22 protein-coding genes are annotated in these 21,997 nt (G+C 63.1%); 21 read left to right on the plus strand and 1 reads right to left on the minus strand.

The window, feature by feature from the left end; all coding sequences use genetic code 11:
- The first annotated feature begins 4 nt into the window (after positions 1 to 4).
- The 9 genes from lysA (at position 5) to J7E82_RS10545 (ending at position 11,131) form a co-directional block, all read left to right on the plus strand.
- A complete protein-coding gene (lysA, locus tag J7E82_RS10505) occupies positions 5 to 1,492 on the plus strand; it encodes a diaminopimelate decarboxylase (RefSeq protein ID WP_214862638.1) in 1,488 nt (495 codons plus the stop codon).
- Entirely contained in the window at positions 1,485 to 2,810 is a 1,326-nt protein-coding gene (locus J7E82_RS10510; RefSeq protein ID WP_214862553.1) for a homoserine dehydrogenase, read from the plus strand. The genes lysA and J7E82_RS10510 overlap by 8 nt, the downstream gene beginning before the upstream one ends.
- Positions 2,811 to 3,914, plus strand: coding sequence for a threonine synthase (gene thrC, locus J7E82_RS10515; protein WP_214862554.1), 1,104 nt, complete (start codon positions 2,811 to 2,813; stop codon positions 3,912 to 3,914).
- A 2-nt stretch (positions 3,915 to 3,916) separates the two neighbouring features.
- Positions 3,917 to 4,891, plus strand: coding sequence for a homoserine kinase (gene thrB, locus J7E82_RS10520; RefSeq protein WP_214862555.1), 975 nt, complete (start codon positions 3,917 to 3,919; stop codon positions 4,889 to 4,891).
- Between the two features lie 309 nt (positions 4,892 to 5,200).
- A complete protein-coding gene (rho, locus tag J7E82_RS10525) occupies positions 5,201 to 7,348 on the plus strand; it encodes a transcription termination factor Rho (protein WP_214862556.1) in 2,148 nt (715 codons plus the stop codon).
- 236 nt (positions 7,349 to 7,584) lie between these two features.
- Positions 7,585 to 8,658, plus strand: coding sequence for a peptide chain release factor 1 (gene prfA, locus J7E82_RS10530; protein ID WP_214862557.1), 1,074 nt, complete (start codon positions 7,585 to 7,587; stop codon positions 8,656 to 8,658).
- 17 nt (positions 8,659 to 8,675) lie between these two features.
- Entirely contained in the window at positions 8,676 to 9,578 is a 903-nt protein-coding gene (gene prmC / locus J7E82_RS10535; RefSeq protein ID WP_214862558.1) for a peptide chain release factor N(5)-glutamine methyltransferase, read from the plus strand.
- Positions 9,579 to 9,602: 24 nt separating this feature from the next.
- A complete protein-coding gene (locus J7E82_RS10540; protein WP_214862559.1) occupies positions 9,603 to 10,343 on the plus strand; it encodes an L-threonylcarbamoyladenylate synthase in 741 nt (246 codons plus the stop codon).
- On the plus strand, positions 10,340 to 11,131 hold the full coding sequence (locus J7E82_RS10545) for a WecB/TagA/CpsF family glycosyltransferase (RefSeq protein ID WP_214862560.1): 792 nt from the start codon (positions 10,340 to 10,342) through the stop codon (positions 11,129 to 11,131). The genes J7E82_RS10540 and J7E82_RS10545 overlap by 4 nt, the downstream gene beginning before the upstream one ends.
- A 33-nt stretch (positions 11,132 to 11,164) precedes the next feature.
- On the opposite strand, the gene J7E82_RS10550 is transcribed toward J7E82_RS10545, so the two are convergent.
- On the minus strand, positions 11,165 to 12,061 hold the full coding sequence (locus tag J7E82_RS10550; RefSeq protein ID WP_214862561.1) for a glycosyltransferase: 897 nt from the start codon (positions 12,059 to 12,061) through the stop codon (positions 11,165 to 11,167).
- A gap of 295 nt (positions 12,062 to 12,356) precedes the next feature.
- On the opposite strand from J7E82_RS10550, the gene J7E82_RS10555 reads away from it, so the two are divergent.
- The 12 genes from J7E82_RS10555 to J7E82_RS10610 all read left to right on the plus strand — a co-directional run bounded on the left by J7E82_RS10555 (position 12,357) and on the right by J7E82_RS10610 (position 21,984).
- Complete coding sequence (locus tag J7E82_RS10555; protein ID WP_214862562.1) at positions 12,357 to 13,469, plus strand: MraY family glycosyltransferase; 1,113 nt, start codon at positions 12,357 to 12,359, stop codon at positions 13,467 to 13,469.
- A 130-nt stretch (positions 13,470 to 13,599) separates the two neighbouring features.
- Positions 13,600 to 14,088, plus strand: coding sequence for a hypothetical protein (locus J7E82_RS10560; protein ID WP_214862563.1), 489 nt, complete (start codon positions 13,600 to 13,602; stop codon positions 14,086 to 14,088).
- Positions 14,075 to 14,410: a hypothetical protein gene (locus J7E82_RS10565; protein ID WP_251041734.1), complete on the plus strand. Its 336-nt coding sequence runs from the start codon at positions 14,075 to 14,077 to the stop codon at positions 14,408 to 14,410. The genes J7E82_RS10560 and J7E82_RS10565 overlap by 14 nt, the downstream gene beginning before the upstream one ends.
- 84 nt (positions 14,411 to 14,494) lie before the next feature.
- Positions 14,495 to 15,295, plus strand: a complete 801-nt coding sequence (gene atpB, locus J7E82_RS10570) for a F0F1 ATP synthase subunit A (protein WP_214862564.1) — start codon at positions 14,495 to 14,497, stop codon at positions 15,293 to 15,295.
- A gap of 80 nt (positions 15,296 to 15,375) precedes the next feature.
- Positions 15,376 to 15,594 (plus strand): ATP synthase F0 subunit C, encoded by a 219-nt coding sequence (locus tag J7E82_RS10575; RefSeq protein ID WP_214862565.1) that lies wholly within the window; start codon positions 15,376 to 15,378, stop codon positions 15,592 to 15,594.
- 52 nt (positions 15,595 to 15,646) lie between these two features.
- Entirely contained in the window at positions 15,647 to 16,204 is a 558-nt protein-coding gene (locus tag J7E82_RS10580) for a F0F1 ATP synthase subunit B (protein WP_214862566.1), read from the plus strand.
- Positions 16,204 to 17,031, plus strand: coding sequence for a F0F1 ATP synthase subunit delta (locus J7E82_RS10585; protein WP_214862567.1), 828 nt, complete (start codon positions 16,204 to 16,206; stop codon positions 17,029 to 17,031). Before J7E82_RS10580 ends, J7E82_RS10585 begins: the two co-directional genes overlap by 1 nt.
- An 82-nt stretch (positions 17,032 to 17,113) precedes the next feature.
- Entirely contained in the window at positions 17,114 to 18,751 is a 1,638-nt protein-coding gene (gene atpA / locus J7E82_RS10590; RefSeq protein WP_214862639.1) for a F0F1 ATP synthase subunit alpha, read from the plus strand.
- 76 nt (positions 18,752 to 18,827) lie between these two features.
- Positions 18,828 to 19,718: a F0F1 ATP synthase subunit gamma gene (locus tag J7E82_RS10595; RefSeq protein WP_214862568.1), complete on the plus strand. Its 891-nt coding sequence runs from the start codon at positions 18,828 to 18,830 to the stop codon at positions 19,716 to 19,718.
- A gap of 83 nt (positions 19,719 to 19,801) precedes the next feature.
- Complete coding sequence (gene atpD / locus J7E82_RS10600) at positions 19,802 to 21,256, plus strand: F0F1 ATP synthase subunit beta (protein ID WP_214862569.1); 1,455 nt, start codon at positions 19,802 to 19,804, stop codon at positions 21,254 to 21,256.
- 1 nt (position 21,257) lies between these two features.
- Positions 21,258 to 21,542, plus strand: coding sequence for a F0F1 ATP synthase subunit epsilon (locus J7E82_RS10605; protein ID WP_214862570.1), 285 nt, complete (start codon positions 21,258 to 21,260; stop codon positions 21,540 to 21,542).
- Positions 21,543 to 21,552: 10 nt separating this feature from the next.
- Positions 21,553 to 21,984, plus strand: a complete 432-nt coding sequence (locus J7E82_RS10610; RefSeq protein ID WP_214862571.1) for a DUF2550 domain-containing protein — start codon at positions 21,553 to 21,555, stop codon at positions 21,982 to 21,984.
- Positions 21,985 to 21,997 lie beyond the last annotated feature (13 nt).

A 21,997-nucleotide genomic window follows, 5' to 3' on the forward strand; every position in this document is an offset into this window, starting at 1 on the left:
TGATATGCAACGCAACGCTTCCGCTTCGCCCCTGGCCCCGGACTGGCTTGCGGTTCCCGAGGACCTCAACGCCCTGCACGCTCCGATGTGGGCCGCAGGAGTTGAACGCAACGACGCCGGGATGCTAGCCATCGACGGCATTCCCGTCAGCGAACTCAAGGAACAGTTCGGAACCCCGCTGTTCGTGATGAGCGAGTCTGACTTCCGTGCCCGCGCCCGTTCCTTCAAGGACGCGTTCGACCACGCCTTCGCCGACATCTGCGCCGGCGTAGATGTCTACTACGCCGGTAAGTCATTCTTGTGCACTGCCGTGGCCTCCTGGGTCGCCGAGGAAGGGTTGCGCCTGGACACCTGTTCCGGTGGCGAACTGGCCGTCGCAGCCAGGGCCGGCATCGCGGGCGCCAACCTCAGCCTGCATGGCAACAACAAGTCCGACGCCGAAATCAGGCGTGCCCTTGACATGAAGCTGGGCCGGATCGTTGTGGACAGCCTCGACGAACTGGATCGCGTAGCCAAGATCGCCGAAGGCCGCGGGGAGGCCGCCAAGGTCATGCTCAGGCTGACGCCGGGCGTGCACGCCCACACCCACGAGTTCATCGCGACCGCCCACGAGGACCAGAAGTTCGGCTTGTCCATGGCAGGGGACACCACGGATGAGGAGGGGCTTTCGGCAGCCGAGGAGGCTGTTGCCGCCGCAACCACCTATCACAGCATCGAACTCCTTGGCCTGCACTGCCACATCGGCTCGCAGATCTTCGAACCGGACGGCTTCGCTCTTGCCGCGGAGAAGCTCCTGACCTTCCTGGATTCCATGCAGCGCAAGTACTCCATCGTGCTGCCCGAGCTGGATCTCGGCGGTGGCTACGGCATCGCCTACACCCCGGTGGACACCCCTCGCCCGCCGGCCGAAATCGCCCATGCGATGGCCGCCGTCGTGCGTTCCACCTGCGCATCCCTGGAAATCACGCCGCCGCGGATCTCGATCGAACCGGGCCGTGCGATTGTTGGCAGCAGCACGTTCACCCTGTACGAGGTAGGCACCCTGAAGACTGTCCGGGTGGATGCACCCGCCGCGACGGCAGCGAAAGGGGCAGAGGGCGCCAACGGAAACGTTACGTTCCCGCGCCGCTATGTTTCGGTGGACGGCGGCATGAGCGACAATGCCCGTCCCGTGCTGTACGACGCGGATTATTCGGCCGTCCTGGCCTCCCGCGCCACCGAATCCGCCCCGCAACTGTCCCGAGTAGTGGGCAAACATTGCGAGAGCGGCGACATAGTTGTTAGAGATGTATATCTGCCCGAGGACGTGGCAGCCGGTGATCTGCTCGCTGTACCGGGAACCGGCGCCTACTGCTGGGCCCTGTCAAGCAACTACAACTATCTGGCCCGACCGGGCGTTGTCGCTGTGCGCGACGGCTCCGCCCGGCTCATCGTCCGCGGGGAAACCGAAGAAGATCTGTTGAACCGCGACATGGGAGTGGCGAATGTCTGAAGTGCGAACCCTGAAGGTGGCCCTGCTGGGCTGTGGCAACGTTGGGGCCCAGGTCGCGCGGATTCTAATTGACGACGCCGAGGACCTTGCAGCGAGGACGGGTGCCCGCCTCGAACTGGGCGGCATCGCCGTCCGGAACCTGGACACCGAGCGCGACGTCGAACTCCCGCGCGAACTCTTCACCACCGACGCCGAGACACTCGTCAAGGATGCGGACCTCGTCATCGAGCTCATGGGCGGCATCGAACCGGCCCGCACCTTGATCGTCACTGCCATGCAGAACGGTGCCAGCGTCGTCACGGGGAACAAGGCGCTGCTGGCCCAGGATGGTCCCACCCTCTACGAAGAGGCCGACAAGGCGCACGTCCAACTCTCTTACGAAGCGGCCGTGGCAGGTGCCATCCCGATCATCCGTCCCATCCGCGACAGCCTGTCCGGCGACCGGATCACCCGCGTCCTCGGCATCGTCAACGGCACCACCAACTTCATCCTCGACCAGATGGACAGCACCGGTGCACAGTTCGCCGATGCCCTGGCTGAAGCCCAGCGGCTCGGCTATGCGGAAGCGGACCCGACTGCCGACGTCGAGGGCCACGACGCCGCCGCGAAAGCCGCCATCCTCGCCTCGCTGTCCTTCCACACCCGCTTCGCCCTTGAGAACGTCTACTGCGAAGGCATTACGGCTGTCAGCGCCTCCGACATCGCCGCTGCGAAGGAAGCCGGGTTTGTCATCAAGCTGCTGGCGATCGCGGAGAAAGTGCAGGGTTCTGCCGCCGGCAATGGCGGCGAGGGCGTTTCGGTCCGGGTGCACCCCACGCTGCTGCCGCGGGAACACCCGCTCGCCGCAGTCCATGGAGCCTTCAACGCGGTTTTCGTTGAGGCGGAAAACGCCGGGGAACTGATGTTCTACGGCCAGGGCGCCGGTGGAACTCCCACCGCTTCCGCAGTCCTGGGCGACCTCGTGTCTGCCGCCCGCCGCGTGGTCCTCGGCGGTCCCGGCCGGACCGAAACCACCACCGGCCACGTGCCTCCCCTGCCAATCGACGCCTCCAGCACCAGCTACTACATCGGCCTCGATGTGGCTGACCAGCCCGGCGTGCTGGCCCGGATCGCGCACATTTTCGCCGAGCACGGGGTCTCGATTGAAATCCTGCGCCAGACAATCCACCGCGATGCTCAGTCCAATGTTGAATCCGCCGAACTGCGGATCATCACGCACCGGGCATCCGAAGCCGCGCTGGCGGCAACCGTCGAGGCCGTCAAGGGCCTGGACGTCATCAATTCCGTCACATCCGTACTGCGGGTAGAAGGGGTCTAAGTGGCTCACCAATGGCGCGGAGTAATCCGCGAATACGCTGATCGTTTGCCTGTAACGGAAGCCACGAAGGTCATTACCCTCGGTGAAGGCGGCACCCCGCTGGTGCATGCACAGAAGCTGTCCGAGCTCACCGGATCGCAGGTGTACCTCAAGGTGGAGGGCATGAACCCCACCGGCTCCTTCAAGGACCGGGGCATGACCATGGCCATGACCGCCGCCGTCGAGGCCGGCGCGCTGGCCGTCGTTTGCGCATCCACCGGAAACACCTCGGCCTCCGCGGCCGCCTACGCCACCGCCGCTGGCCTGAAATGCGCCGTGCTGGTACCCGAGGGCAAGATCTCCATGGGCAAGTTGAGCCAGGCCATCGCCCACGGCGCTACTTTGCTGCAGGTTGACGGCAACTTCGACAACTGCCTGGACATCGCCCGGAAACTGGGTGATTCCTATCCGGTGTTCCTGGTCAACTCCGTCAACCCGGCGCGAATCCAGGGTCAGAAGACGGGTGCCTTCGAGGTCGTCGACTCCCTTGGCGATGCTCCGGACATCCACATCCTCCCGGTAGGTAACGCAGGGAACATCAGTGCCTACTGGAAGGGCTACAAGGAGTACTCGGCTCCGTTCGAGACTTCCACAGGCACGCTTCCCGCCGTCTCCACCAAGACGCCAGCCATGTGGGGCTTCCAGGCTGCCGGCGCTGCGCCTTTTGTCGCCGGCCACCCCATCACTGAGCCGGACACGATCGCCACCGCCATCCGGATCGGCAACCCCGCTTCCTGGGACACGGCCGTCGAAGCCCGCGACGAGTCCGGCGGACTGATCGAGGCAGTGACCGACGACGAGATCCTGGCCGCACACCGCTGGCTGTCCTCCAAGGAGGGTGTCTTCGTTGAGCCAGGTTCGGCCGCAGGCGTGGCCGGACTGATCAAGAAGCACGAGGCGGGAGAGGTGCCGTCCGGGAAGACGATCGTCATCACCGTTACGGGCCATGGCCTCAAGGACCCCCAGTGGGCCCTCCGCACCGAAGACGGAAGCGATGTGCAGCCGGTCAAGGTGCCCAACGACGTCGTTACCGTCGCCGCCGAGCTGGGACTGGAAGAAAAGTAAGAGTGGACACCACGCAGCCCGCCGCGACAGTACTCAAAAGCGTTGCGGCAGGACAGCAGCTAACTGTCAGGGTCCCTGGAACAAGCGCCAATCTCGGCCCTGGTTATGACAGCCTTGGCCTGGCCCTGTCGCTCTATGACACCCTGACGGTTGAAACCCTGGACTCCGGAGAGCTCATCTTTGAGCTCTCCGGAGAGGGCGCCGATACCCTTCCCCGGGACGCGAGCCATCTTGTGGTCCGCGCGATCACCAACGCCTTGGCGCTCCTGGGCTTCCAGCACACCGGCCTGAAGATCACTGCCGACAACGTCAATCCGCATGGCCGCGGCCTGGGCTCCTCTGCCTCGGCCGTCGTCGCCGCAGTGGCGGCCGCCAACCAGTTGGTGCCCGAGGATTTGCGGAGGGATTCCGCCTGGATCCTTCAGGTAACCAGTGAAATGGAAGGCCACCCGGACAACGTCGCCCCCGCGATTTTCGGCGGACTGGCGTTGTCATGGCAGGACAGCGAGCAGTACAGCAGCACCCGCGCCGACGTCGTTCCCTCCGTGGTGCCGATCGTCGCCGTTCCGGACTATGAGCTGTCTACCGAAGCGGCACGCGCCCTGCTGCCTGCATCGATCGGGCACCATGCTGCAGCCATGAACTCCGGCCGCGCGGCCTTGTTGATCCATGCGCTGACCACTCAGCCCGAGTTCCTCCTCCCGGGCACCGAGGACTTCCTGCACCAGAGCTATCGCGCCGAGGCCATGCGGCCCAGCGCGAGCCTCATCACGGCACTGCGCAGCAGGGGTTATGCCGCCGTCGTATCCGGCGCGGGACCCACGGTCCTCACCCTTGCCAACGGCGAAACTGAAGCCTCCGACGTCGTGGACTTCATTGAAGCCTTTACGGCAGACAACACTCCGGATGTCCGGTGGCGAGTGATGAAGCTGGCAGTGGACGTTGAAGGTGCTAGAGTGGAGATGCACCGGCGGTAATGCCGCGGGCAGTTCCCAGACAAGGATTCGGGCCGCATCGTCCTTCCCCCTGTTTTACTGCGCCGTAGTCTCCGGTGCCGTCTCCTTTCGGCCTGTCGCAGGTATCCGCAGATAGCTCTCCGTATCCTGAAACCGTCAGCCCGCCGCTCCCAGGTTTTTCGGGGGCGTTGAAGGCGTATCAGTATCCGGCCCTGCTGGCCGACATCGTCGGCAAGGCCGAAATTCCGGCTACAGATCTGAACTGCAGCCCAGAACAAATCATCGCGTCCAGCTTCTGGTCCGGACGCCGTCGAGGGGGAAGGATCCTTCGTGACAGAAACCACTGAGCTGACACCAGCTGTGGACACAACAACTTCTGCTGCCGAATCGTCAACGGCCGCACCCGCCAAGAGCAGCGGCCTTGCCGGCCTGAAGCTCGCCCAGCTGCAGGCTCTGGCCAGTCAGCTTGGTATTTCCGGCGGTTCCCGCATGCGCAAGGGGGACCTTGTCGCTGCAATTTCCGCCCATCGGGCCGGTTCGTCGCCGGCAAAGGCCCCTGCCAGGGCCGGGAGGGCCACGCAGAAGGTTGCTGCACCCTCCGCCGCCGCTCCGGAAGCAGCTCCCGCCCCGGAAGCAGCTCCCGCCCCGGAAGCAGCTCCCGCAGCGGAGGCCGCCCAGGCCCCCGCACAGGAAGCAACCCGTGGTCGTGGCCGCGGACGCAGCCGCCGCGCCACCAGCGACGGTGTCGTAGCAGGCGCCGAAGCCCCCTCGGTTGAAGCACCCGCTGCAGCGGCTCCGGCGGCAGAAGCTGGCACGGCCGGCCAGGCCGCCATGGAAGCTCCGCAGGCTGAGGCCGGTGAGCGGCGCCAGCCGCGCACACGCAACCGCCGTCGTGCCGAAGCTGCTGCACAGGGCGTCGAAGCCGGCGAGGCACAGCCTGCCGAACAGCCCGCCGAAGCCCAGCCGGCTGAGGCACGCGCTACCGAGGAACGCACCGGCGAGCAGCGCGGTGAACGTGCCGGCGAGCAGCGCGGGGAGCGTGCCGGCGAGCAGGGCGGCGTCGAGGCCGGCCAGCGTACTGACCGCCGTGACTCACGCAACCGTCGCGACGAGGGCGAGGGCGAAGACGGCGGAAGCCGCCGCAGCCGCCGCAACCGTCGGGACCGCAATGAGCGGAGCGACCGCGGTGACCGCAGCGACCGCACTGAGCGCGGCGACGGCCGGGACGGCAACGCCCGCACCGACCGCTTCCGCGAACGCCGTCGTGGGCGTAGCCAGGGACCCGATGTCGACGATATCGAGATCACCGAGGACGACGTCCTCCTACCGGTCGCCGGCATCCTGGATGTCCTGGAGAACTACGCATTCATCCGCACCTCGGGATACCTCCCTGGAGCCAACGACGTCTACGTGTCCCTCGCACAGGTCAAGAAGTACAACCTGCGCAAGGGCGACGCCGTCGTAGGTGCCATCCGTGCACCGCGCGACGGCGAAGACCGCGGCCAGCAAAACGCGCGCCAGAAGTTCAACGCCCTTGTCCGCGTCACTACGGTGAACGGCAAGACTCCGGAGGAGCTGAAGGACCGCGTCGAGTTTGCCAAGCTCGTCCCGCTCTACCCGTCCGAGCGCCTGCGCCTGGAGACCGACCCCAAGAAGATCGGTCCCCGCGTCATCGATCTCGTGGCTCCGATCGGCAAGGGCCAGCGTGGACTCATCGTCTCCCCGCCCAAGGCCGGCAAGACCCTCATCCTGCAGTCGATCGCCAACGCCATCACCACCAACAATCCTGAGGTCCACCTCATGATGGTGCTTGTTGACGAACGCCCCGAAGAAGTCACGGATATGCAGCGCACCGTTAAGGGTGAAGTGATTGCTTCCACCTTCGACCGTCCCGCTGACGACCACACCACCGTTGCTGAACTGTCCATCGAACGCGCCAAGCGCCTCGTGGAAATGGGCATGGACGTTGTGGTGCTCCTGGACTCCATGACCCGTCTGGGCCGCGCCTACAACCTGGCAGCTCCGGCCTCCGGCCGCATCCTGTCCGGTGGTGTCGACTCGGCCGCGCTGTACCCGCCCAAGCGTTTCTTCGGCGCAGCCCGCAACATCGAAAACGGCGGCTCGCTGACCATCCTGGCAACCGCCCTCGTGGAGACCGGTTCCAAGATGGATGAGGTCATCTTCGAAGAGTTCAAGGGCACCGGCAACATGGAACTGCGACTGTCCCGCCAACTGGCCGACAAGCGCATCTTCCCCGCCGTGGACGTCAACGCCTCAGGCACGCGCCGCGAGGAGAACCTGCTTTCGCCTGAAGAGGTCAAGATCATGTGGAAGCTGCGCCGCGTCCTCTCCGGACTCGAGCAGCAGCAGAGCCTTGAGCTGCTGACCAACAAGATCCGGGAGACCCAGAGCAACGTCGAGTTCCTCATGCAGGTACAGAAGACGACGCTTGGAGCGAAGTCGGATAACGACAAGTAGCTGTTTTGCTGAGCCGCTGAATCCGGCGGTCCCTGCTCGCTAACGCCGCACGGAATTTCCGCCCCCGCCCCTCCGCCGGGTGGCTTTCGATCTACGATCGCAAGCCACCCGGCTCCGGCAGGCCCGATGCCACTCCCGGGGCGGAAATTCCGTGCGGCTTCGTCGTTAACCCGCCTCGTGCGGTCCTGTTTTTGTAGTCACAACTAGACTTATCTCCGAGTCGAAAGAGGTTTTGAATGTTTGAGTCCGTACAGGGGTTGCTCGATGAGCATGCCGATATCCAGAAGCAGCTCAGCGATCCTGCTGTTTATGCCGATCAGTCGCAGGCTCGGAAGTTGGGGCGGCGGTCTGCCCAGTTGCAGGGCATCGTGGAAGCCTATAACCGCTGGCGCGGACTCAATGACGATCTTGAAGCTGCCAAGGAAATGGCCGCCGAGGATCCCGATTTTGCCGAGGAGGTAGCCGAGCTCGATGCGCAGATTCCGGCTGCCCAAGAGAGGCTGCGGCGCCTGCTGATCCCGCGGGATCCTGATGATGCCCGCAATGTGATCATCGAGGTCAAGGGCGGTGAAGGCGGCGAGGAGGCTGCACTCTTCGCCGGTGACCTGCTGCGTATGTACAGCCGGTACGCCGAGACCCGTGGCTGGAAGACTGAATTGATCTCCGCCACTGAATCCGATCTTGGCGGTTACAAGGACGTGCAGATGGCCATTAAGGGATCCTCCAACGACCCTGCTGAAGGTGTTTGGGCGAGGCTCAAGTTCGAGGGTGGCGTGCACCGTGTCCAGCGCGTTCCCGCCACCGAGTCGCAGGGCCGCATCCACACTTCCGCGGCCGGGGTGCTGGTGTTCCCCGAGGTGGATGAACCGGAAGAAATCGAGATCAACCAGAACGATCTGAAGATTGACGTTTACCGCTCGTCCGGCCCCGGTGGACAGTCCGTTAACACCACGGACTCCGCCGTCCGCATTACCCACCTGCCTACGGGCATTGTGGTGGCCATGCAGAACGAAAAGTCGCAGCTGCAGAACCGTGAAGCCGCAATGCGCGTTCTCCGCGCCCGCATCCTGGCCCACCAGCAGGAACAGATCGACGCCGAAAACGCCGAACAGCGCAAGTCCCAGATCCGCACTATGGATCGCTCGGAGCGCATTCGGACGTACAACTTTCCTGAGAACCGGATCGCCGACCACCGCACGGGCTACAAGGCCTACAACCTTGACGCCGTCATGAACGGCGACCTGGAACCGGTGATTCAGTCGGCCATTGAAATGGACGAGCAGGCGCGCCTGGCCGCCATCGGCGAATAGCGGGAACCGGCTTTTCCATGACGCCTTCTTCAGGACAGCCGCTTTCTTCAGGGCAGCGCCTTGCCGACGCCGTGCGCGAGGCTGCCGAAATCCTTTCGGAGGCGGGGGTGCCCTCCCCTCGGGTGGATGCCGAACTGCTGGCCGGCCACCTGCTGGGCGTAGGACCCGGGCGACTGCGCGCCCTCCTGCTTGGCGACGTGATGGCACCTGCCGGCTATGCCGAACTTGTGGCCGAGCGTGCCCAGCGCGTACCGCTCCAGCACATCACCGGCGTGTCGTATTTCCGCTACCTCGAACTGCAAGTGGGGCCTGGCGTCTTCATTCCGCGCCCGGAAACCGAGTCCGTGGTCCAGCTGGTCATCGATGCCCTGGCCGGGGCGGCCCGGCCGAAGGTAGTTGACCTTGGCACGGGTTCCGGCGCAATCGCTGGTTCATTGGCGCATGAAATTCCGGGCGCCGAAGTGTATGCCGTCGAGTTCAGCGCCTTTGCCCATGCCTGGGCCGCCCGGAACCTGGCTCCGCTCGGCGTGAAGCTCATCCAGGGAGACCTCCGGGATGCACTGCCGGAACACAACGGAAGCTTTGACGCCGTCGTCTCCAATCCTCCCTACATTCCCGCGGAGGCGATCCCAAACGAGCCCGAGGTTGCCCTCCACGACCCGCCGGAAGCCCTGTATGGCGGCGGAGCGGACGGCATGGAACTTCCGACGGCGGCCGCGGCCACGGCAGCCCGGCTCCTCAAGCCCGGCGGCTACTTCGTGATGGAGCACGCCGAAGTGCAGGCTGAATGGATCTCCTCCATGATGGCTCGGATGGGGATGTGGTCTGGAATTACCAGCCACCTGGACCTGAACGGGAAGGAACGGGCCACCAGCGCCGTCCTTGCAGTCCAGCCAGGGGAACCGTCGCCAAGTCACTGAGTCGAGTAGTGAAAGAATAACGCTGTGACCACAACCTACAACTGCACCCTGCCCGAACAACGCTCCGAAGGCCTCGAACACGCACAGCGGGCCATCAACGAAAAGATGTGCGTGGTGATGCCTACGGACACCGTGTACGGCATTGCTGCCGATGCATTTTCCCCCCAGGCGGTCACGCTCCTGCTCGCATCAAAGGGCCGCAGCCGGCGCATGCCCCCGCCGGTCCTCATTCCGCGGCTGAGCGCCCTGGACGGCCTTGCTACAGATGTGCCGGAGGAGGCCCGGAAACTGGCGGAGGAATTCTGGCCGGGCGGGCTCACCCTGATCCTGCACGCGCAGCCCTCGCTGAACTGGGACCTTGGCGAAACCAAGGGGACTGTCGCGCTGCGCATCCCGGAAGATGAAGTCGCTCTGGAACTGCTTGCCCTGACCGGGCCGCTTGCCGTCTCTTCCGCCAATCGCACCGGCCAAGCCCCGGCCCAAACCGGTTCCCAGGCACGGGAGCAGCTGGCGGAGTCCGTGGAGGTCTATCTTGAGGACGGGTTCCGCCCCGTGGAGGGGACGGACGCCGTTCCCTCGACGATCGTGGACGCCACGTCCAGGCCCTTCCGGGTTGTTCGTTCAGGCGCGATTTCCCTTGAACGGCTACGCGAAATCGTCCCCGACATCCTGGGGGAGGGCGAGCAGGAGGCCGCGGGCGACAAGGCGGCGGAGCCCGCCGGAAAGGCGCCAAGCTCGCCCAACGGTGAGACCGAATCCGCATGAACCTTCGCCGCCAACGCGTCCCCGTCCTCGACGTCGACGCAACTCCCTTGCGCGTAGGGGAGCTTGTGAGCATCCTCAGCGAGTTCATGTCCGACGGCAGGACGCGGACCGTTCTGGGACATAACCTGCACAGTGTCACCTTGTACCATTCCAGGCCGGCTTTCCGGGCTTTGTATGAGAACAGCGACGTCATCCTGCTCGACGGAGCTCCCGTAGTGATGCTCTGGGGAATGGCTCACCGGCGTGGACCGCAGGCGCCCGGGAATGGCGCTATGGCCTATAGGCTTGGGTCGACGGACTGGCTTCCTGCCCTCGGAGGCGTGACTGACCTGCGCCGAATCGCGGTCATCGGCGCCGGAGCGGAGGCCAACGCCAAAGCCGTGGAGAGGCTGAAGGGCATTGTTCCCAAGGCCGAGGTTGCAGGAATGCCGGGCGAAAACTGGGCTGGGGGAGTAGAGGAGGAAGCCATCTCCTGGCTTAGGGAATTCCGGCCGCAGCTCGTCCTGCTCGGCCTTGGGATGCCATTGCAGGAAACAGTGCTTGGCAATCGGCTCGAGGAACTGCCGCCGTCCGTCTACTGCACGGTTGGCGGCGCCATAGAACAGCTCGCCGGAATCCAGAAGCTGGCTCCGCGCTGGCTGGGCAGGCTGGGCCTTGAGTGGGCCTGGCGACTGGTCCTGCATCCGGGCAGGGTGGCTTATCGAGTGTTCGTCGAGCCCTGGGTGCTCCTCGGACTCCTGGCGAAACGCCGCTTCAAGGGCCGTCCGGGTAGCACGGGCCGCAGGTAGAACCCTGCCCCCGCCTGGAATTCCTGCCCGCGCCTAGAATTCCTGGTCCTTGAGGGGACCAAAACCCTTCGCCCGCAGCCCGGACGAGAAAGCCTTGAACCATTCGGCCAGGCCGCGGAAGTCACCGCGGGGCAGGAAATAGCCCAAGTAGCCGCCGACGTCGGCAATGAGCGACTTTCCCCGCTTGTAGCGGCGGATCAGGTACCCGCGATTCCGATAGTAGAAGTGCCTCTTGAAGGCCGTCCCGGGAATGATGACATGCCACCGGGCGCCGAAGACGTGCCTGGTTTCGTCGAAGGCATGGGGATGCGTGATCGACGCCGTCGCCACCGTACCAAAGCGGATGCCGGCCTTTCGCAGGCGGAGCATGAAGTCCACCTCGTCCCCTCGGATAAACAGCCTGATATCGGGCAGGCCCACTTTGAAAAACACATCCGAGCGGATCAGCGCGCCATTGAAGAAATGCCCGACGTCGGGCAGGAACCCGGCCTTCTCTACTTGGGTGCGGTCATGGGTGACTTTTCCGTCGATCCGGAAGAAGAAGGAGAGCTGGTCCGGGTGGTCGGGAGCGACTACCAGGGGAACCACCGCGTCCAGGCCGCGCGACTCTGCCTCACGGACTAGCGTCGCGAGGCACTCGGTATCGCGAGGCTCGGCGTCGTCGTCCATAATCCAGATCCATTCGGCTCCGCTGGCAACCGCCTTCAGGATGGCCAGGGCGAAGCCGCCGGCACCGCCCAGGTTCGCCTCGGAACGCACGTAATCGACATTTCCATGGGCAGCAGCGATGTCCCTGGCCGGCGTCGTTCCGCTGTCTACAAGGCAGATTGTGTCCACCGGGAGCGATTGCTGCCCCACGAGGTCAAGCAGCACGGCCAGCTCATCAGGGCGGTCAAAAGTCACGGCAGCCAGAGCAACTGACGATGTCATGGGGGTTCCTTCCAGGCGCGCTGGGGAGCTCAATGCGGCTCGCCCTGAGGCGCGTGACACTAAGTCAGGCTGCCGTTGGCGCTAGTATCTTGACAGAGTCCAACTGTAGTACAGCAATATTCGGCGGTGCGCAGGGGGCGCGGGCCCTGGCCGGCAGCCGAGTCATCCATCGAAAGTCGATTCGCACAAAATTGAGTCCAGATCAGACACATGGCACAGCCATGCCGCGACCGAAAGCCCGTACCGTTCAGTCCTGGGCAGATCCTTCCGACACCAACTCCCCAGGAGCCGCCCTGTGATCATGTACTCCCTCATGATGCTCACCGCGGCTGTGGTGTCCTACTTCGCGACGTGGGGCGCACGCCTTCTGGGCGAACGGTTCCGCCTGTTCATGCCCATCCGCAGCCGTGACATGCATTCCAAGCCGATCTCCCGGCTGGGGGGGCTGGGAATGTTCGCCGGTTGCCTCGTGGCCCTTGTCGTGGCGAGTAACTCGTTCTTCGTCAAGGACATCTTCCGAAACAATTTCGCCCCGTGGGGCATCCTCATCGGCGCAGTAGTCATCGTAATCGTGGGAGTCGCGGATGACATCCTGGACATCCGCTGGTGGATCAAGCTCCTTGGACAGGCCGCGGCGGCAACAATCGTAGCCGTCTGGGGTGTCCGAATGTCCATCATCCCGTTCATCCCTGAGCCCATCAGGATTGAGTCGGAGCTGCTGAGGATCGTGCTGACCGCTGTCTTGATCGTCACCACGATGAACGCGGTGAACTTCATTGACGGGCTGGACGGGCTCGCTGCGGGCGTGGCGGCGATCGGCGGAATCGCGTTCTTCATTGCCGCTTACTGGGTGCACAGGAACGCAGTCCTGCTTGATTACTCCGACCTGGCCACGCTCCTGATGGCAGTGCTGGTGGGCAGCTGCGTGGGTTTCCTGCCGCACAACTGGTTTCCGGCAAAGATCTTCATGGGTGATTCGGGTGCCATGCTGATCGGCTTGCTTATGGCCTCGGCCGGTATCGTGTCCACAGGCCAGATCAGCTCGGGCCTTTACGACCGCGCAAACGGTATTCCCACAATCATTCCGATCCTCCTGCCGTTCGCTGTCCTGTCCCTGCCCTTGCTTGATTTGGGCCTTGCCGTAGTCAGGCGCACAGCCAAGGGGCGCTCCCCATGGTCCGCAGACCGCGGACACCTCCATCACAAGCTCATGGACATCGGCCATTCACACCGAACAGCTGTGCTGATGATGTACGTGTGGACATGCATCCTCGCCTTTGGCGGTGTTTCCCTTGCGATCTTCCCGTGGCAGATGGTCGTCACCGTTGTGATTGCAGCAGCCCTGGTGATGGCAGTCGTGACGGCGTGGCCGTACTTCACGCGGCGAGGAACTCCGGCGGGAGGCTAGCGCTGGGCCGGGCTTCACCGTCATTCGTTCCCGGATGTCTTCTATCTCATGTAGAATTCAAGGGCGGACATTCACTCGCTCGCTCCCCACAACTGAGAACTGGCTTACAGCCACGACGATTGGCACCCCCATGACTTCCAGCGCCGACGGACAGCAGTCCCGTCCACGCGGTGTCGGCGTTCGCGGAACCGCTAAATCGCTATGGATGGGGCTGCTGGTCCTAAGTTCGACGGCGGCAGTCATCGCCGTTGCGGCCACCTCCGTTGTTGCCGCCTTCCTGAACGGGGTTGAAGGAACGCTGTCCGCCGCCTTTGGCGCTGCCCTCGTCATGCTGTTCTTCGCCATCAGCCTCCTGATCGGCCACTACGTCGGCAGGAACAATCCATCTGGAGCAGTGGGACTCTTCGTCGCTACCTACTTCGTCAAGGTCGTCGGCTTCGCCGTGGTGCTTTTCGTCCTGGGCACGCCGGACTGGCTGCATGACCGCTGGTTCCTGATCGGCGCCATCGTCACCGTCGTTGCCTGGCAGGCCACCGAGATCTACGGCTTCAGCAAGGCCAAGCTCCAGCTCTATAACGACCCCGCACCGAGCAAAGGGGATGACGATGAGCACCCCTAGCAACGGTCGCGGTTCCGGCTCCCCGAACGGCAAGCCCCGGCGGGGCGCACCGTCGTCCGGAGACGCCAAAAACGACTCCGGATACAACGCCGGGATGGCTGTCTTCAGCTACATAATTGGCGGAATCATAGTCTGGAGTTTGATAGGCTGGGGTCTGGATAATCTGTGGGGGACCCGCTGGATTGTGCTCCTTGGCGCTCTGCTTGGAGCTGCAGGAGGGTTCTATCTTTCCCATATGCACGGCCACACCAGACTTCGGTCCACTGCTGGCGAGAGCGAAACAGACAGCGATCCGTCCCAGGACGGGAACAGCAATGCCTAATAATTTCACAGGGAAGACGGCTGCAGTGACTGCTGCCCGAATCCTACCAACGCCCAATGATGGACACAGCAGAGAGGAAACGCGTTGATCGCGCTTGCGCTCCCGGCCCAGGATTCAGGGACTTTCACTCCTCCCGGAATCGAAGAAATGCACCTGCCGGCAATCCTGCCTTGGGGTGCACACGACGGATTCTCCAAGCAGATGCTGCTTGTCATCCTGTCTGTCGTCATTATCGCTACATTCTTCATCCTCGCTGCACGCAAGCAGCAACTGGTTCCCGGCAAGCTGCAGTTCGCCGGTGAAATGGCTTACGGCTTTGTCCGTAACAGCATCGCCAAGGACATCATTGGCGGCCGCGACTTCATGAAGTACGTCCCGCTGCTGTTCTCGCTGTTCTTCTTCATCCTGGTGAACAACATCTACGGCGCCGTCCCGCTGCTCCAGCTCCCTAGCTTCTCCCACGTCGGTGGCGCCTACGTGCTGGCAGGAATTGTCTACGTCACCTGGATCGGCATCGGCATCAAGAAGAACGGCCTGAAGTACTTCAAGCTGGCTACCGTTCCCTCGGGCGTCCCGTGGTACATCCTGCCGATCGTCATTCCGATCGAGATCATCTCCAACTTCCTGGTCCGTCCGGTCACGCACAGCCTCCGTCTGTTCGCCACCATGCTGGCCGGGCACCTGATCGTTATGATCGCGGGTTCTGGAATCGAATTCCTCGTCATGCAGGAAAACGTCCTTCTCAAGGGCACGTCGGTTCTGGTCCTTGCCGGTGCGATCGCCATGTACATGCTCGAAGCGCTCATCATGGCGCTGCAGGCCTATGTCTTCACCCTGCTGACCGCCATCTACATTGAAGGCGCATTGCACGCCGAAAGCCACTAGGCACCCATCAAACTTCCCCTCGCGGGGATGAAGCAACCCAAACAACCTGCCACAGAGATGGCATCTTGAAAGGAAGAATAATGGAAGGCACCATCAACGGCTCCCTCAACCTCATCGGCTATGGCCTCTCCGCCATTGGCGGTGGTATCGGTGTGGGTCTCGTGTTCGCCGCGTACATCAACGGTGTGGCACGTCAGCCGGAAGCACAGCGCGTCCTGCAGCCGATTGCATTCCTTGGCCTTGCGCTGACTGAAGCCCTCGCCATCCTGGGTCTGGTCTTCGCCTTCGTTCTCGGCTAAGCCAGCCGGAACAAGCGAAAATCCACATTCGAGTAGATAGGACGGGTGAAATATGAATCAGCTGATCATCTCAGCCGCCACTGAAGGCGCCGCGGCAGCCAACCCGCTTGCTCCCAACCTCTGGGAAATGGGCGTCGTCCTTGCCGGCTTTGCTGTCCTCTTTTACATCGTGGTCAAGTTTGTTGTCCCGATGTTCGAGAAGACGTTCGCCGAGCGCGCCGAGGCGATTGAAGGCGGCATCGCGAAGGCCGAGAAGGCCCAGGCCGAAGCTTCTGCTGCGCTTGAAGAGTACAGGCAGCAGCTCACGGACGCCCGCGCCGAAGCCAACCGCATCCGCGAGGAAGCACGCGCCGAAGGCGCCCAGATCCTTGCCGAGCTGAAGGCCAAGGCCGCAGCTGAGTCTGCACGCATCACCGAGCAGGCTCACGCGCAGATCGAGTCCGAGCGCCAGGCCGCCGTTGTTGCGCTACGCGCCGAGGTCGGCACGCTGGCAACCACGCTTGCCGGCCGCATCGTTGGCGAAGCACTGGACGACGACGAGCGTGCCGCACGTGTTGTGGACCGCTTCCTGGCTGAACTGGAGACCCAGAGCGCAGGTGCAGCTAAATAATGGCAGGCGTATCGAGCGAATCGCTGACCAAGGCGCTGGACGAGCTGGAACTGAGGCTTCCGTTCGCTTCGCTGCAGTTGGCCAAGGAACTCTTCAGCATCCTGGGCACAATAGACAGCTCGGCCGGCTTGCGCCGCGCCCTGACTGACCCTTCCCGCAGTGGAGAAGAAAAGTCGGCGCTGGTCAAGCAGCTCCTAAGCGGGAAAGTCTCCGCTGATGCTGCGGACATTGCGGCCGGACTGGCCAGCTCACGCTGGGCTTCGGCTCGTGATATCGGCGATGCACTCGAGACCCTTGCCGCAACGGTGGTCATCGCCGTAGCTGAAAACAAGTCGGCCGTTTCTGCCTCCGGAATCACGGGGCTGGAAGCGCTGGAAAACGATCTGTTTGCCTTCAACCAGGCCGTTGCTTCCAGCCACGAGGTACAGCGTGCTTTGTCTGAGCCGCAGGCATCTGCCGCAGCGAAGATCGCCCTGGCAGAGAAACTGGTTCCTGGCGCAAGCCAGGAAGCCAAGGTTCTCATCGCCCAGGCAGTATCGAACCCACGCGGATATAAGCCGGCAAAGCTTGTGGCGAACTTCGCGGGGCTTGCGGCAAAGCGCCAGCAGCGCTGGATCGCAACCGTCACTGTCACCCGTCCATTGACGGATGCGCAGGCCAGCCGCCTCCAGGCGGGGCTGAACAATCTGTACGGCCGCGAGCTGAAGATCAACATCAACGTTGATCCTCGGTTGATTGGTGGAATCCGCGTGCAGGTTGGCGACGAAGTGCTTGACGCTTCCGTCATCGGCCGCCTGAGCGAGCTCCGCCGGCAACTCGCCGGCTAGCGGGACAAGCACAACTAACTGATACAAAAAACCGGTCATCGTGAGCAACGATGATCACGAAACAGGAGAGCAGGGACTGCAGATGGCCGAATTGACCATCAACGCCGACGACGTCCGTAATGCGTTGAACGAGTTCGCGGCGTCCTACGAACCCGGAAACGCAGAACGCGTCGAGGTTGGTCGCGTGACCACCGCAAGTGACGGCATCGCCCGTGTTGAGGGTCTTCCCTCGGTCATGGCGAACGAGCTGCTTCGCTTCGAAGACGGCACGCTGGGCCTGGCCCAGAACCTTGACGTCCGCGAGATCGGCGTCATTATCCTCGGTGACTTCACCGGCATTGAAGAAGGCCAGGAAGTCCACCGCACCGGACAGGTTCTTTCCGTTCCGGTCGGTGACGCCTTCCTCGGTCGCGTCGTCGACCCGCTGGGCGTTCCGATTGACGACCTCGGCGAGATCAAGGCCGAGACCACCCGTGCCCTGGAGCTCCAGGCTCCTGGCGTAACCCAGCGTAAGTCGGTCCACGAGCCGATGCAGACCGGCCTGAAGGCTATCGACGCCATGATCCCGATCGGCCGCGGCCAGCGCCAGCTGATCATTGGTGACCGCCAGACCGGCAAGTCCGCCATCGCGATCGACACCATCATCAACCAGAAGGCCAACTGGGCTTCGGGCGATGTGACCAAGCAGGTCCGCTGCATCTACGTCGCCATCGGCCAGAAGGCGTCCACAATTGCGGCGATTCGCCAGACCCTCGAGGACAACGGCGCGCTGGAGTACACCACCATCGTGGCTTCCCCGGCATCGGACCCCGCCGGCTTCAAGTACCTCGCACCCTATGCAGGTTCGGCCATTGGCCAGCACTGGATGTACGGCGGCAAGCACGTCCTGATCGTGTTTGATGACCTGTCCAAGCAGGCCGAGGCCTACCGTGCAGTTTCGCTGCTGCTCCGCCGTCCGCCGGGACGCGAGGCTTACCCGGGTGACGTCTTCTACTTGCACTCCCGCCTCCTGGAGCGTTGTGCCAAGCTCTCCGACGAGCTCGGTGCCGGTTCCATGACTGGTCTGCCGTTGATCGAAACCAAGGCGAACGACGTTTCGGCCTACATTCCGACCAACGTGATCTCCATCACCGATGGCCAGATCTTCCTTCAGTCCGACCTCTTCAACGCCAACCAGCGTCCTGCTGTTGACGTTGGTGTGTCGGTGTCCCGCGTTGGTGGTGCAGCACAGGTCAAGTCCATGAAGAAGGTCTCCGGTACCTTGAAGCTGGACCTGGCGCAGTACCGCGACATGCAGGCTTTCGCGATGTTCGCATCGGACCTCGACGCCGCTTCCCGCCAGCAGTTGACCCGAGGCGCACGCCTCATGGAACTGCTCAAGCAGGGCCAGTACTCGCCGTTCCCCATTGAGGACCAGGTTGTTTCCATCTGGGCAGGCACCAACGGTTACCTGGACGACGTTCCGGTTGAGGACATCAACCGCTTCGAAGCCGGCTTCCTTGAGCACCTGAAGCGCCGGTCCTCCATCCTCACGACGCTGGCACAGACCAACGTGCTGGACGATGACACCGTGGCTGCTTTGAAAACCTCGATCGTGGACTTCAAGAAGGGCTTCTTCGGCGAAGGCGACAACCACCTGGTTGGCGCCGGACACGAGGAGCACGAGGCCATCGATGAGGCGCAGGTTGACCAGGAAAAAATCGTCAGGCAGAAGCGCTAGTTTCGCTGGCAGGGACTGCCGGAAACCTGATGGTTTCCGGCAGTCCCGGCCAACGGGATCTTAGGAAAGGATAAGTATGGGAGCCCAGATCCGGGTCTACCGCCAGAAGATCAGCTCGACGACGTCGATGCGCAAGATCTTCAAGGCGATGGAACTGATCGCTACCTCGCGCATCGGCAAGGCCCGCGCCCGCGTAGCAGCTTCACTGCCTTACGCGAACGCGATCACGCGTGCCGTTTCTGCTGTCGCTAGCCAGAGCGAGATCGACCACCCGCTGACCACCGAGCCGGAGCAGATCCGTCGGGCTGCCGTCCTGGTAATCACCTCGGACCGTGGCCTCGCAGGATCCTATTCGGCAAGTGTGCTGAAGCAGGCTGAAGGTCTTAACGAGCTTCTCCGTGCAGAGGGCAAGGAAGTGAAGACTTACCTCGTCGGCCGTAAGGCCCAGGCGTACTTCGACTTCCGGAACCGCCAGTACGCCCGCGGATGGACCGGCAGCACGGATGCACCGCAGTTCGAGACTGCGCGGGAGATCGGCACTGCCCTCCTGGAAGACTTTGCCACGAGCTTTGAAGACGGCGGCGTGGATGAAATCCATGTCGTATACACGCGCTTTAAGTCCATGGTGACGCAGGAGCCGACGGTCATCCGCCTGCTTCCGCTCGAGGTTGTCGAAGAGGAAGCTGCCTCTGAGGCCGAATTGCTGCCGTTGTACGAATTTGAGCCGGAACCCGAGCAGGTCCTCGATGCCCTGCTTCCGCGCTACATCGAATCCCGACTTTTCGCAGCCATGCTTCAGGCGGCGGCCTCCGAGCTTGCCGCCCGGCAGCGGGCAATGAAGTCGGCCGGTGACAACGCGACCGATCTCATCAAGAAGTACACGCGTCTGCGCAACACGGCCCGCCAGGCCGAAATTACGCAGGAGCTTTCCGAAATCGTGGCTGGTGCCGACGCCCTGGCGTCCTGACCGGTTGAGGTTTTGGCTATAAGCCGCCCTGCACCAAATAGATAAACTTAACCCCACGCCATCTACTGAGCGAAGTGAGAGAGATGACTGCCACTGCTACCGAACACGTAGCCGCAACGGCCGGTGCCACCGGCCGCATTGCACGTGTTATTGGCCCGGTTGTCGACGTCGAATTCCCGGCTGACGCAATCCCCGCGATCTACAACGCACTTACCACCGAGATCACTCTCAACGGTGCGACCAAGACCATCACGTTCGAGACCTCCCAGCACCTGGGAGACAACCTCGTCCGCGCCATTGCCCTGCAGGCCACCGACGGACTCGTCCGCGGCACCTCCGTCGTGGACTCCGGTTCCCCTATCGCCGTGCCCGTGGGCGACGGCGTCAAGGGCCACATCTTCAACGTGCTCGGCAAGCCGCTGGACGTTGCTGAATCCGAGATCGAGGCTTCCGACTACTGGCCCATCCACCGCAAGGCACCGTCCTTCGCGCAGCTCGAGGGCTCCACGGAAATGCTCGAGACCGGCATCAAGGTCATCGACCTCCTCACCCCGTACATCAAGGGTGGCAAGATCGGCCTGTTCGGCGGCGCCGGCGTGGGCAAGACCGTTCTTATCCAGGAAATGATCACCCGTGTTGCCCGCAACTTCGGTGGTACTTCCGTGTTCGCCGGTGTTGGCGAGCGTACCCGTGAGGGCAACGACCTCTGGGTCGAAATGGAAGAGGCAGGCGTCCTGAAGGACACCGCCCTTGTGTTCGGCCAGATGGACGAGCCGCCTGGAACGCGTCTGCGCGTCGCGCTGTCAGCGTTGACGATGGCGGAGTATTTCCGCGATGTCCAGAAGCAGGACGTGCTGCTCTTCATCGACAACATCTTCCGCTTCACGCAGGCCGGTTCCGAGGTTTCCACGCTGCTCGGCCGCATGCCGTCCGCCGTCGGCTACCAGCCCAACCTGGCTGACGAGATGGGTCTGCTCCAGGAGCGCATCACCTCCACCAAGGGCCACTCCATCACGTCCATGCAGGCCATCTACGTACCCGCTGACGACTACACCGACCCGGCGCCGGCCACCACCTTCGCGCACCTCGACGCGACCACGGAACTTTCCCGTGAAATCGCATCGCGTGGCCTGTACCCGGCCGTCGACCCGCTGACGTCGACCTCGCGAATCCTGGATCCCCAGTACATCGGCAAGGACCACTACAACACGGCTGTCCGTGTGAAGCAGATCCTGCAGAAGAACAAGGAACTCCAGGACATCATCGCGATCCTCGGCGTCGACGAACTGTCCGAAGAGGACAAGATCGTCGTGTCGCGTGCACGCCGCATCCAGCAGTTCCTGTCCCAGAACACCTACACTGCCAAGCAGTTCACGGGCGTCGAGGGTTCCACCGTGTCCATCAAGGACACTGTGGAAGGCTTCGCAGCCATCTGCGACGGCGAGCTGGACCACATCGCGGAGCAGGCGTTCTTCAACGTCGGTGGCCTGGATGACGTCGAGCGCCAGTGGGCCAAGATCCAGGAACAGACCAAGTAGCATGGCTGAACTTGAGGTTGAGATTGTCGCGGCGGACCACTTCGTGTGGTCCGGAGCGGCCAAAATGGTAAAGGCCCGCACCAGTGATGGTGAAATCGGAATCCTGCCGGGCCACTCGCCCGTCCTGGCCATTCTGGCCGAGGGCGAGCTGGCAATCCAGCCGGTTTCCGGTGACCGCATCTCGGTAGCTGTGGACGGTGGCTTCTTCTCCGTAGACAACAACCGCGTGGTCATTGTTGCTGACAACGCCAATATGGGTGACGCGGCTACAGCGGGGATCCGATAGCACTACCTTGATGGACGATTCTCTACTGCCGTTCATCGCCCTGGCAACGGCGCTTTCGTTGCTGATTTTTACACTGTGCCTGTTTGGGGTGCGCCGCCATAACCTGCGGCGCGCCCTGGGCACGGTCGACGCCTCCATCCGCATGGCCAATCATGGCTGGCAGATGGGGGTTTGTCGTTATCAGGACACGGAGCTCGAATGGTTCCGGCTGCTGTCCCTGAGTGTGCGTCCCAAGCACAGGTTCCGCCGGAGTTCACTCGAATTGCTGGGGCGCCGCAAGCCATCGGACGATGAACTCGTCAAAGTGCAGCCCGACGTCGTCATTGTCGAATTGCGCCACGAAGGCGAGACCGTGCTGCTGGCCATGAACTTCGACGCCTATGCAGGGCTATCGTCGTGGCTCGAGGCCGGTCCCGTCATCGGTGTTGGCACCTGGCGCTGAGCGTGGATTTCTT

It is taken from the genome of Arthrobacter sp. ISL-30 (assembly GCF_018613855.1).
Classification (GTDB): Bacteria; Actinomycetota; Actinomycetes; order Actinomycetales; family Micrococcaceae; genus Arthrobacter.